This is a genomic window from Polaribacter sp. IC073 (genome assembly GCF_007997075.1).
Classification (GTDB): domain Bacteria; phylum Bacteroidota; class Bacteroidia; order Flavobacteriales; family Flavobacteriaceae; genus Polaribacter.
In genome coordinates, this window is the sequence record NZ_VORS01000003.1 from 311,592 (window position 1) to 325,187 (window position 13,596).

Annotated in this window: 8 protein-coding genes; 3 read left to right on the top strand and 5 right to left on the bottom strand. The window is 35.8% G+C overall.

Going from position 1 to position 13,596, the window contains the following annotated elements:
- Positions 1-31 precede the first annotated feature (31 nt).
- Positions 32-3,490 carry a type IX secretion system sortase PorU gene (porU, locus tag ES045_RS06725; protein ID WP_147114361.1) on the bottom strand — a complete coding sequence of 1,153 codons (3,459 nt, stop codon included), beginning with the start codon at positions 3,488-3,490 and terminating at the stop codon, positions 32-34.
- 199 nt (positions 3,491-3,689) lie between these two features.
- Between porU and gldJ the strand changes: the two genes are divergently transcribed.
- Positions 3,690-5,369, top strand: a complete 1,680-nt coding sequence (gldJ, locus tag ES045_RS06730) for a gliding motility lipoprotein GldJ (protein WP_147114366.1) — start codon at positions 3,690-3,692, stop codon at positions 5,367-5,369.
- A 67-nt stretch (positions 5,370-5,436) separates the two neighbouring features.
- Positions 5,437-6,693, top strand: a complete 1,257-nt coding sequence (locus tag ES045_RS06735) for a UDP-N-acetylmuramoyl-tripeptide--D-alanyl-D-alanine ligase (RefSeq protein WP_147114371.1) — start codon at positions 5,437-5,439, stop codon at positions 6,691-6,693.
- Here ES045_RS06735 and ES045_RS06740 read toward each other — a convergent pair.
- A complete protein-coding gene (locus tag ES045_RS06740; protein WP_147114374.1) occupies positions 6,683-7,537 on the bottom strand; it encodes an N-acetylglucosamine kinase in 855 nt (284 codons plus the stop codon). The genes ES045_RS06735 and ES045_RS06740 overlap by 11 nt on opposite strands.
- Before the next feature lie 153 nt (positions 7,538-7,690).
- On the opposite strand from ES045_RS06740, the gene ES045_RS06745 reads away from it, so the two are divergent.
- Positions 7,691-8,431, top strand: coding sequence for a tyrosine-protein phosphatase (locus ES045_RS06745; protein ID WP_147114379.1), 741 nt, complete (start codon positions 7,691-7,693; stop codon positions 8,429-8,431).
- A gap of 55 nt (positions 8,432-8,486) precedes the next feature.
- Here the strand turns inward: ES045_RS06745 and ES045_RS06750 are convergent, their stop codons facing one another.
- The 3 genes from ES045_RS06750 to ES045_RS06760 form a co-directional block, all read right to left on the bottom strand.
- Positions 8,487-10,868 (bottom strand): GumC family protein, encoded by a 2,382-nt coding sequence (locus ES045_RS06750; RefSeq protein WP_147114383.1) that lies wholly within the window; start codon positions 10,866-10,868, stop codon positions 8,487-8,489.
- A gap of 2 nt (positions 10,869-10,870) precedes the next feature.
- A complete protein-coding gene (locus tag ES045_RS06755; protein ID WP_223267196.1) occupies positions 10,871-11,584 on the bottom strand; it encodes a polysaccharide biosynthesis/export family protein in 714 nt (237 codons plus the stop codon).
- A gap of 113 nt (positions 11,585-11,697) precedes the next feature.
- A complete protein-coding gene (locus tag ES045_RS06760; RefSeq protein ID WP_147114390.1) occupies positions 11,698-13,596 on the bottom strand; it encodes a polysaccharide biosynthesis protein in 1,899 nt (632 codons plus the stop codon).

Consider the following 13,596-nt stretch of genomic DNA (forward strand, 5'->3'; position numbering starts at 1 on the left):
GAATCTTATTCTTAATGCAAATATCTACTTTTTATTGAAGTATTACTAATTTCTCATACTTCTCTGAAACCAAATTGCTTGTAGTTGCTTTTACTCTTAGCTTATATACATACACTCCTTTTCCTATTTTATGTCCAAAATCATCGAAACCATTCCACGCAATGTTTCGAGATAGATTGCCTGTTGTTTGTACCGTTTTATTGATGGTCTTTACCAATTTACCCGCAACCGTAAATATTTGAACTTGCACCTCTAAAGGCTCATTTGGCTTGTTGTGATTGAACCAAAACTCGGTGTAATTTACAAAAGGATTCGGATAATTTAAAACATTTTCTAAATTTAAAATGGCATCACTCACAACCACAAAACTTAACGTTGTTTCCGAAGAGTTATTATACGTGTCCCAAGCTTTTACTTTTAAAGTGTGCACACCAACCTCTAAATTTCGTAATCGATACGTCACTTTTCCTTTGGTAAAATTATTTAATGCTGTTTCATAAAAATCATTTAAAATTATTGGGTTTGTCGCATCCCCATCTAAAATGCCTATAATATCATGATCTACTGCGGTGATTGATGTATTGATCCCACTAACATCCGACAACACAACAATTAAGTTAGGAGACGCATTGGTATTCGCGCCGTCTATAAACGATTCATCATTCATAAATAATTTGACTTCCGGACCAACCGTATCTTCTGGCGCGTTCTCATCGATTCCGCCAACAAGAATATCAATATTGTACCCTGATTTTTCTTGAAACGTATTGTTCTCAACTGCATAGAAACTTACTTTTCCTTTTTTAAAAACAGGTTTTCCGCTTCCATCCACTACAACATTTCCATCTTTGTCCTTTTCTTCTTCAATACCAATCTTAATATCTTTTGGCACAATAAAATCGAACTCAAAAGCTCCATTAACTACTTTCGCTTTTCCCTTAAATATTTTACTATCCTGGGTATCAAACAACAACGTTTCTCCAAAATTATTATTTCCTAAAGTCTCCCTGTCAATAGATTTATCGAAAATAGTAGTCGCTAAATCTCCGTTAAAACCACTTAAAAGATTCTCAGAACCATCTACAACAATACCTTTCATCGTTACTTTAGAGAGTGCTTTTAAAGTATTTAAAGCTTGCATATTCACATCTTCTATGCTCGTAATTCGAACACTTGGTTCTGGCACTGCCAACTTCATTGCTGGGTCTCCAAAAGAATAAATAAAGAATTTCTGCTTGCTAGAAAATTGATTCTTAGTACTTGTTAAGGCTTCTGCAATCGTTAAATCTTCATCATTAAATTGTAATAAAACTCTAATTAATTGCTCGTTAAAACGTTGCCCTACACCAATAAAAACTTCTCTCGTGGTGGTAATCATACTTGCTGCACCCCCGGTTTTGTTCCATAAGGTTAATTCACCAGCCGTAATTCTATTCGGATTGTCGAATCTCGAAAAATCACAGGTAACCGTAATTAGTAATGGCAATGTATTCGGATTATTAAATTCTTGAATTTGTGGTTTCTCCAAAATTCTTTCGGAAGCAAAACCATCTTCCCCTCCGTGTCCAAAATAATCAAAAACTAAGGTTCCTTTTTCAATTGCATTCGTAATTGCTTTTTTTACTTCTGGATACCGCTCCCCACCAGAAGAGTTTTGTTGCACATACGCATCTGCATAAATTTTATGTACATTAAAGACTGGTTTTTCTTTTTTAATTTCATCTGCAATAGACTCTACTCCTTTTTGAATCGCAATATCAAAATCATCATCAATATCATCTGCTAATAAAGTAATGGTGTTTCGCCAATCTCCTATCGATTTTTTGTCATAATAGCTTAAAATTTTATCAACAACATCTTTCGCTTGCGATATTCCGGTAACGGGTATTCTACTCGAAACAACATCTAATGTATGCGACGTTAACATGGTGCCTTCATCATCCTCTAACATTACAAAGAAATCATCGGTAACATACGAAGTCGCCAAATTAAAACTTGCGTCTGCTAATTTTACAGGCACACTATTATTATTTCCTATAAGCCGATCTTTGTAGTCGTAAGAGGCATCACCAAAAAAGCAAACGTATTTTAATTTTTTTTCTGCGGATGAATTTGTATCATACACCAGTTTTAGAAAATCTCTAATACCAGTAATATCCTTAGACCCCGAAGCAAATTCATTATAAATGGCTTCTAAGATAACCACTTTTGTCGTTAAACCCGAATTCGTCTCGTGGTAATCTGCTAATCTTTGTGCTTGAGAAACTAGTGCTGCACTTGTAATTACTATATAATTAATGTCTTTTAATGCCTGTAAATTTTGGTTGCTAACCTTTGCATTTGCCACTGTTTCTGGGATGTAAAAATCAGATTCATTCAACACAATATATTCCCTTAAAATGCCACCCGAATCTTTAAATACAAAATCAGTTCCTGCCCCTTCATTTGTAATTATTTCTGGGGCTAAAAAGTTGGAAACATCCCAAACTTGAAAAATAGCATTTGCATTTTTAATTTGATATGCCACAGTTCCCGAAGCATCAAATTGCTTAAAACTTCGAAAAGAAAATTGCTTCGTATCTGCAAGGAGTTCTTTTTTACCAACAATTTCTATATAATCTAAATACGCATTTGCAGAAGGGTTTCCATTGTTATTATATTTAATTTCTACCACTATTGCATCCGAAGAATTAGGAACAGCAGCTGTTCTTTCCGAGGTATGTGCCTTTGTTAAAGAACCCGAACTAACCGCAGCAAAACCTAAAGTGTACACAGCTGCATTGTTCACTTTTACAGCCATGGTAGAAGAAACCACAGAATTGCTCACGCCTCTAACTCGAACAGAAACGTCTTGGTTTGCCACCGCTTTTAGAAAAGGAATTGTAAAAGTTTGTGTGTTTTCTATGTTAAAATTATCATTAAAAAACCATTGTGTTCCTACTCCGAATAAATTGAGTTCCTCTTTTTCATAAAACGTAAAATCATCAAAAGCGGTTATTTGAGTCGTTGCTATATTGGGGTTTTCAGCTTTTGATTGCATTCTTTTTCCGTTTGCATCCCCTACAGTTATAAAATAATAGGCTTTGTCTGAATAGATGTTTTGTCGGTGTTTTGCTGTTTTACTTGTCGGGGCTACTTCCCAATCATGCGGCCCTTTTGCATAAAAGAGGATAAAATCATTGTTGTCAAAATTACCGTCATCTTCTCCTGCTATGTAGATGGCGTTTTCTTGCAGATCATTGTATCTAAAAGCACTATTTAAAACAGGTAATAAGCTGCCTCCGTTACCAAATATTTGAATATTTTTAGGGTTCAATCCCTTTGTTGCAATGCCAATTCTTTGCAATAAATTTTTATCAATTTTAAAAACGCCTGTGGTGTCTACAGAAAACTGATACCAATCTCCCGATGCCAATACAGAACTATTGGTCTGTGCAGCGGCACATTGCATTAAAAATAGGGTTCCTAAAACTAGAAAAAGTCTTTTCATAAATCGTATTCAAATAACGCAAAATAATAAGAGATATTTTAACGGCCACAAAGATAAGTTATACTAAAGTTAAAAAGCATGCGTTTAATAGAAAGTGAATGAAAAAATGATGCGTTAAAATTTATATTTTTCTTGCACGAAATTATATTTATTGTAAATTGCATCTTAATACAAACCCTAAATAATTTTCTACTAGAAAATGAAAAACATATGTAAAGTCACTTTAGTAGTATTCACAACATTACTTTTAACAAATTGTAATCGATCTACTTCTGGCACATCTAGGTTAACTGGGTTGTCTTTTAATGATCCTAAAAACGGGAATTATATCAGAAACAGCTCGTTTGATGGGCAAGAACCACCTCTTGGAATGGTTGCTATTGAAGGCGGTTCTTTTACAATGGGGCAAGTTCAAGACGACGTCATGTTCGATTGGAACACCACACCTAAAAAAATGCATGTCCGTTCTTTTTTCATGGACGAAGCAGAAGTTACCAATTCTGAATACTTTTTATACGTACAATATGTAAAGGATGTGTTTTCTCCTGCAGTAGAAGAATACAAACATATTTACAATTCGGTTTTACCAGATACGTTGGTGTGGAGAAAGAGTTTAGGAAACACAGATATTTTAACGGACAACTATTTTCGCCATCCAGCATACGCAGATTACCCTGTAGTTGGCGTTACTTGGCTGCAAGCGAATGAATATTGCAAGTGGAGAACAAACGCCGTAAATCTTAAAAAATTAATAGACAAAGGTCATATTAAAAATATTTTCGAATCTGATTCTACCAGAAACTTTTTCGATACAGAACGTTTTTTAAGTGATTCTGAAAGACTTTTTGATGGGGACACCACTATTTATAAAAGGGGCGTTCGGTCAAGAAACATCAGAAAAAAAGGAGACCCAAAACCTGGTAGAGACGATTTTCAAGGGAGAAAAATTACACAAGCAGATGGCATTCTTCAACAAAAATTTAGATTGCCTACAGAAGCAGAATGGGAATTTGCTGCAAAAGCAATTATAGAAAATAGAGAATACAACACTATTAGAGGGAGAAAAAAATATGCTTGGGACGGAAAGTACACCAGAGAAAAAGACAAAAGATTTCGAGGAGATCAGTTGGCAAACTTCAAACAAGGGCGTGGTCAATATAGTGGCTTACCGGGTTGGAGTTCAGATGGATCGGACATTCCTATTCGCATCAAATCGTATCCACCAAATGCTTTTGGCTTGTATGACATGTCTGGTAACGTTGCCGAATGGGTCGCCGATGTATACCGACCGATTATAGACAACGAAGCAAATGATTTTAATTATTTTAGAGGGAATATATTTACCAAAAAAATGATCAATGAAGAAGGTAAAGTTGTTATTGTTGGTGATGATGTTGCTGTAGAATATGACACTTTGCCAAACGGAAGTATCATTCCAAAACAATTGCCTGGTAGTATTAAATACATCCCCATTACAAAAAACGATGCTACTTTTAGAACCAACTTCTCTCGCGCTGAAAATGCAAACTATGGTGATGGAGATTTAAACTCTACACGATTTTACGAAGATGACGCAGATCGTTTTGCTTCGAGACCGAGCATGTACAATTCACCAAAAAAACCAACAAGAGACAGAGATGAAGATTCTGGTGACACTGTTGTAACCAATGATGCAAAGAAACGTACTACTTTAATTAGTGATGAAACGAGAGTTTACAAAGGAGGTTCTTGGGCAGACAGAGAATATTGGTTAGATCCTGCACAGCGAAGGTATTTGCCAGAATATATGGCAACAAATTTTATTGGTTTTAGATGTGTTACAGATCAATTAGGCCCAATGACTTTTAAGAAAAGAAAAGCGAGAAGTCCTCGTAGATAGCCTTCTAATCTAAAAAATAGTGAAGCCTCATTGTCATTTGCAATGAGGTTTTTTTTATCTTTAAAAAATGGAAATAAAGAAAATTTACAGCCTGTATGCTGTGCATTATTTAGTAGATACAGACACCCGAAACATTAGAAAAAACACTTTATTCTTTGCTTTGAAAGGGGACCACTTTAATGGGAATAAATTTGCAAATGAAGCTTTAAAAAATGGCGCAGCTTATGCCATTATAGATGAAAAGGAGTTTGATACAAGTAGCAAGACCATTTTAGTCCCCAACGTTTTAGAAATGCTGCAACAGCTTGCCCGTTACCACCGATTGCAATTAAAAATCCTTGTAATTGCTTTGACCGGAAGCAATGGAAAAACCACCACAAAAGAATTGCTTAATTGTGTGCTTTCTGAAACATATAAAACCACCGCTACCGTTGGAAATCTAAACAACCATATCGGAGTGCCTTTGACGTTGCTTTCTATGACCCCGAAAACCGAAATTGGAATCGTAGAAATGGGTGCCAATCACCAAGAAGAAATTGCGTTTCTATGCGAGATTGCACAACCAGATTATGGCTATATCACCAACTTCGGAAAAGCACATTTAGAAGGTTTTGGAAGTCTAGAAGGGGTCATCAAAGGAAAAAGTGAATTGTACACGTATCTAAATAAAAAGAATAAGACTGCCTTTATCAACCCAAATGATGCCCTTCAAGTAGAAAAAACAACGAACCTTAAAACGGTTTCTTTTCCTAACAACTGTGTTTTCATAGCAGCAACTCCGTATGTAAAATTGGCTGTTGCTCATCTAGAAATTCAGAGTCATTTAATTGGAGACTATAATTACACCAACATTGCGGCGGCCATCACTATTGGAAAATATTTTGAGGTTGCACTTCCAAAAATGAAGAAAGCCATCGAACAATACACGCCAAACAATAACCGTTCTCAGATGATCACAAAAGGGAGTAACCAGATTCTTTTGGATGCCTACAATGCGAATCCGTCGAGTATGAAAGTTGCCTTAGAAAATTTTTCAAAAATTAAAAACCCTTTTAAAACGGTCATTTTAGGTGATATGTTTGAATTGGGCAAGGAAAGCGACAAAGAACACCAAGAAATGGTCAACTTAGCAGACAGCTTGTCTTTTTCGAATACCTTCTATGTGGGCGCTAACTTCTTCAACACAACTACCAAAAATAATACTTTTGAAACTTTTGAAGCACTGCAAGAATGTATTCAGAAAAAACCTCTAGAAAATCAATCTATTTTAATCAAAGGTTCTAGAGGCATGCAGTTAGAAAGAATACTAGAACTTATACATTGATGTTCTTTTTGTGGTATTCTAGCAAGCTGTCTATGGGCCTTTGTATGACGTCTGTAATTTTTAAATCGTATTTCCCAGCCACTTTGTCTAACGTGTCTCTAAAATAATGCGCAATAGAACCAATAAAATAGATCGATGCATTGCTGTCTAAATGATAAGGCAATACACGGCATTTGAAAAATTCTTGGAATCCCTTTTTAATGATTCTCTTAATGTACTTTTCATCTTTATAATCGAACATGAACTTTGCAAAAGAGGCCAAATACATGTTCGGATTCACCTCTTTGTAAATGTTCTTTTTAATATGGTCTGCGTCTAAATTAAATTCTTTCTCAAATGCGGTTGCAATGGCTTTTGGCATTTTTTTATAGAAATAATCTACAATTAATTTTTTTCCAAAGTAATTACCACTTGCCTCATCCATTAAAATATAGCCTAAAGAAGGCACCAACATTTGCATTTCTTCACCATCAAAATAACAGCTATTAGAGCCTGTCCCCAAAATACAAACCATGGCGGGTTCTTTGCCTGTTGCTGCATAGACCGCTGCCAACATGTCTTCCGAAACAAACACTTTGGCATTTATAAAAATAGTTTCTAAAATGTTTTTTAAAATTGCTGTTGGCTTTGGTGTTCCGCAACCTGCACCGTAAAAATGGATTTCAGAAACGTCTTCTTTGATATTGATCAATTGAAACATATTGATAATTCTATTGTACAATTCCTCCTCTGCTACAACGGCAGGATTTAAACCTAAAGTCCGGACTCTAAATTCTTCATTTTTTTCGCTGTTGATCGCAATCCAATCTGCTTTTGTAGAACCTCCGTCTGCAATTAAAATCATAATCTCTTATTTTAACCAAATATATAATAACTTCCAACAAATAACAATACGAAGTAAAACTTCAATCGTTTTCGTATCCATTAATTTATTCTGAATCTGAATAAATTAATGGAATGGATTTAATTATTGTAATTTTACGGTAAATATAATGATATGTTTTTTTTTAAGAAGAAGGAAATTCCTTTAATCGATTTTTTTCCTAAAGATTTTGTTGATATTCATTCCCATTTACTGCCGGGTATCGATGACGGCGCAAAAAACATCGCCGCTTCCATCGAACTTATCTTAAAAATGTATTCGTACGGAATTAAAAATTTTATCACAACGCCTCATGTTTTAGGAGATGTGTATCCAAATGCATCACAAACCATTCAAAGTAAATTAACGGAAGTAAGAGATGCCTTGCTCGCAAAAGGATATCCAGACATCCACATACGTGCCGCGGCAGAGTACATGATGGACGAACAGTTTTCTGAAAGACTTAAAAACGATGACATTTTGCCTTTAAAAGACAACTACATCCTTGTGGAAATGTCTTATTTTAATGCACCTATGAATTTATATGATGTCTTGTTTGAAATACAGTTAAAAGGCTACAAGCCTGTTTTAGCGCATCCAGAACGCTATGTTTTTTACCACAATGCTCTAGAAAACTATTATAAATTAAAAAAAGCAGGTTGTCTGTTTCAATTGAATTTGTTGTCTTTAACAGCGCACTATGGCAAGCATGTTCAGCAAGTAAGCCATCAATTGCTAAAACAAAATACATATGATTTTGTCGGTTCAGACACGCACCACCACCAGCACTTGCAATTGTTGAAGCAAATTGGCACGGAGAAAAATTTAAAAAAAATACAACACCTGTTAAAGAATAACTGTAAAGTATTTAACTAAAAAAAAGGAGCAATGCTAGCATTGCTCCTTTTTTGTTCTTTTGCATTCCGTAGTGCTAACTTTTAGAAAAAAGTTTCTTGTACCAAGGTTTTGTCTCCTCAGCAAGGTATCCATAGCCGTAACTTCCATAACCTCCATAGCCATAGCCATAACTTCTTTTAGGATCTGTATCATTCAAAACAATGGCCATGTTTGGCAATCTTTTCGTTCTGTACAATTCTTCGGGTACTGCCAACAACCTTTTGTCTAAATAATTTGCTCTCACAACATACAAGAACATGTCTGCATATTTCGCAATTAATAGCGTATCGGTTACTAAGTTTACAGGCGCGGTGTCTACCACTACATAATCATACGTCCCGCTATTCTTTATCTCAGAAAATAATTTTTCAATACTAGCACTACTTAACAATTCCGCAGGATTCGGTGGTATTGCTCCCGAAGAAATAATGTCCAACCCTTTTGCCTCTGGTATGTTAAATTTTAATTCCTCTAAAGAAAGCTCGTTGCTGGTAATGTAGTTGGTCACTCCTTTTTTACTTTCTAATCCTAAGTATTCAGTCACTTTCGGAGCTCTTAAATCCATCCCCAACAACAACACCTTCTTCCCAGAAAGCGCCAACGTAGCCGCTAAGTTTATAGCAATAAAAGATTTTCCTTCTCCACTGGTGGTAGACGTAATAAAAATAAATTTCTTAGCATCCTTTTTACCCGCCATCATAAAATCTAAATTGGTCCGAACCAATCGAAAAGCTTCAGAACCACTCGATCTTTCGTCAAAACCAACAATGATCTTCTCTTTTGTTTCAGATTGCGGAATGTCTCCTAAGAAAGGAACCGTTAAAGCACTTTCAAGATCCTTTTTATTGTGCACCTTGGTGTCTAATAAATTTCTCAAATAAATAATGATGAATGGAATGAGCAATCCTAATAACAAGGCCGCTAAATAAACTATTCTTTTCTTAGGAGACACAGGAATGCCCGAACTGTAGGCAACATCAATTATTTTTGCATTCGACACGGTGACTGCTAATGAAATTGCCGTCTCTTCTTTTTTCTTTAGTAAATAAGAATACAAGCCCGCAATTATTTCTTGCTGTCTCGCAATGTCTATAAAACCTCTTTCTAAAGAAGGAATGGCATTTAATTTAGAGTTCACTCGCACCGCCTCTTTACTGATCTGATTGTATTGTGTTTCTAACGATGAAATGAGGTTTGAAATGCTATTCTTTAAATTCGATTTTAAAGACGTGATTTCTTTTTGATATTGGATGATTTGAGGGTTTTTACTTCCCGCATTGATACTCAACCTGTTTTTGTAAATGACTAATTCGTTAAAATTTTGAATAGCAGTCGCAATTGATGGATCTGAAAACCCTAAATTTTGTGGCAAAGTTTCGTCTGTATTCGATGGTTGCTGGAGGTTCTTCAAGACACCTTCGGCAATATTCAGTTCCGTTTGAATCTGAATTAATTTCTCATTATTGCTAGACGCCAATTCCAAGGCCAATTCACCTTCCGCAGAAAGCCCTGTAATGTCATTGTCTACTTTAAATTCCTTAATGCGGTCTTGTATCCCGCTTAAATCTTTTCCAATAGCGTACAACCTTTCATCAATAAAATCTTTTGTTTTTTTAGAAACTTCATTTTTATCATTGATCGCATCGATGTTGTATTGTCGCACCAATTCATCTAAAAAATCGGCTGCTTTTTCTTGAACGCGGTCATTGATTGTCAATAAGAGCACACTAGAGTTTTTGCTGATGGTGCTAACATTTACGTTCTTTTTATAAAAATCTATAACTGCCCCCTTCTTCGTTAAAACGATGAAAAGGTCTTGCTCGAAGTCCTTTAATTTTTCGATTGTAAATGTCCCTATATTCGCTTTTACAATGTCTCCAAAATTGTGTGTTGCAATAATTTCATCCGCTACATTTTTAAAAGAATATTGTTGCGCGTTTTTTTGAGAAACAATGAATACGGTATCTCTTGCTAAGAACTTAGATTCTTTAGAAAGAAACTGAAATCGGATGGGTTTGTTGGTATAGATTTCCGACTTGATGACTCTTCCTTCTACAAAATAGTTGATGTCTAGGTTCAAAGAATCAACCACTTGCCCTATAATTTTTCTAGACTTGATAATTTCAATTTCATTGTCGGTGTTGTTGCTAGAACCGCCCCCTACAATCCCCATGTCTTTAAAAGCTTCCAACTCTTTCGAGATGCCAGATTTCTGATTGTCCTTTATCAAAATCGTTGTAGACGCCGTGTATTGCGCTGGCGTATAGCGCAAATAAATATACGCCACTAGTAGCGCTAAAACACCGCCCACTAAAAACCACTTCCAATGGAACAGGTATTTTTCTAATTCTTCTCTAATATTTAATGTATCGTTCTCTTCTATGGGAGAATGAACGGCATTCTTTTGTTCTTGCATTCTTATCGGGTTAAAAGTGTAACAATTGCGATCAATGTACCTGTAATAGAGATGAACAACCCTGTATTGCTATTGCTGGAAGCAGACTGTATTCTTGCATAATTGTGCTCTACATAGACCACATCATTTTGTTGCAAGTAAAACACAGGAGAGGTAAATATTTTATTAGAACGGATGTCTAGTCGGTATTGTTTTTTCTTGTCCCCTTCTTCTCTAATCACCATAATATTATCTCTTCTCCCAGAGATGTTTAAATCTCCAGCCAACCCAATCGCATCTAAAATAGTGACTCTTTCATTTGGGATGTTAAAAGTTCCTGGTTTACTGACATCCCCTTGCACGGTGATCTTAAAATTTGAAATCCGAATATTTACCGTAGGGTCCTTCACATAATCTGGTGCTAATTTAGACTTTAACAACCGAATGGTTTCTTCCCGTGTCAAACCACCTATCTTTAATTTCCCAAAGACAGGAAAATCGATTTCCCCCTTACTATCAATCAAATACGATAATTGTTGGGCTCTCCCCGCAACTGCATTCGTGGATGCCGCAAAAGAGACTGCGGGCAAATTAAAAGGTTTTACGGCTTCTAAATCATCTGAAGCAATGGTGATTTGTAATAAATCGTCTGGTTTAAAAACAGTCTTGTACACATTGCTTACCTTTTCTTGATCGATGGCATCGTTCTGAAAATAAGCAATTTTTTTGTTAGACACACAGGACGACAAAAAAAGTACGAGTAAAAAGGTGATCAAAAGTGGGTTTCTATGTATGGAACATAAATTCATATCAGTATTTTTTTTTTGCGAAAATAATATTTTAAATTGACTCATTCGTGATTCCCATCTAATTTTTCATAAACAGAGTTGTTAGAAATAAATTCGGGTACAATTTCTTTGATGGCCTCCACAATCCGATTGTTGGTCAAATCATTGTTTTCTGCACACAAGCTCAGTATCCGTTCTTTAACTTCTGGAAACGCTGCATTCAATGATTTTGCAATCATTATTTTTTCATGGTAGGTTTTGGTCGTATTCTCTCCGTCTGCCAATAATTCTTCGTATAATTTCTCCCCAGGCCGCAACCCCGTTATTTGAATGTCAATATCCTCTGGATACACCAATCCTGACAGGGCAATCATCCTTTTTGCCATGTCAAAAATCTTCACAGACTTCCCCATATCAAAAATATAAATTTCTCCGCCATCTCCCATCGTACCGGCTTCTAAAACCAAACGACACGCTTCTGGTATGGTCATAAAATAGCGTGTAATGTCTTTATGGGTTACGGTTAATGGACCGCCTTTTTCTAATTGTCTTTTAAATAAAGGGATCACAGAACCATTAGAGCCTAACACATTTCCAAAGCGGGTAATGGTAAATTTCGTGTCACTTTTTTCTTTGCTCAAGCACCCAATGTACAATTCTGCCACTCTTTTCGTAGCGCCCATTACATTGGTTGGGTTTACTGCTTTGTCTGTAGACACCATGACAAACCGCTCTACTTTGTGTTTTAAAGACAAGTCTGCAATGTTTTTAGTCCCGCAGATATTGATGCGCACGGCTTCATACGGACTTTTTTCCATCAAAGGAACGTGTTTGTATGCCGCTGCGTGAAATACTTTTTGAGGTTTGTATTTGGTAAAGATTTCTTCCATGCGTTTTACATCGCGAACATCCGCGACAATCGCTTTGAAGTTTTCGTTTCCGTTTTGAAGCAATTCTTGTTCCAAATCGTACAAAGGAGATTCAGACTGGTCTACCAAAATTAATACCTCTAAATTGTAGCCAGACAATTGTCTAGAAATTTCACTTCCTATCGAACCTGCGGCTCCTGTAACCAACACCACTTTTTGTGCCACTTCTCTTCTTACAATGGGGTTTTTAATAGAGATTACTTCCCTTCCTAACAAATCATCAATATTTATTTGTTTGATTTGGTTTGCTTGCAAGTCGCCACCAATCCATTTCGACAACGGAGGCACTATTTTCACCTCTACCCCTAAGCTTAAGAGTTCATCTGCAATTTCTAACAACCTGTTGGGTTTGATGTTTTGTATCGAAATGATGATTTCATCAATGTCATTTTTCTCAATAAAAGTTGTGTCTATTGCAGCTGTATTGTAAATTTTAATGCGATCTATCTTCTTATTTACTTTGTTCACATCGTCATCAATAAAACCTAAAACATCATAATTGTGTCCTCTTTCTCTGTTTAAAGCCCCGTAAGACATGATTCCTGAATCTCCTGCGCCGTAAATAAGCACATTGGTAATTGTCTTCAACTCTGTAGAGATCACTTCATAAAATGCTTTGAAAACATACCTGCTAATGATCAACAAGAATACAGCGACTAAATAATGAATCAAGACTATAGACTTCGGAATTGTAAAGCCTTTGTAAATTTCAAAAAACTGATTCACAATGACTAAAAAACCGATACAAATACTGAATATGGTCACCCCAAAAAAGACATTAAACACGTCTTTGACCCCTGTATGTCTTATAATTCCTTTGTAAGAACCTACCAAAAGAAAACTAACCAAGGCAACAATGGCTATGACAGGTATTTGTGCTGTTAGGTTCGAATGGTCAAAATTGAGACTGAGATTGAACCGTATGGCATAGGCAACTATAAATGCAAAACACACAAGCAATACATCGATGCATAGGACTAACCATTTAGAGGCATATTTTTTTAGCGCTTTTAAAAAGAAGTTTCTTATCAT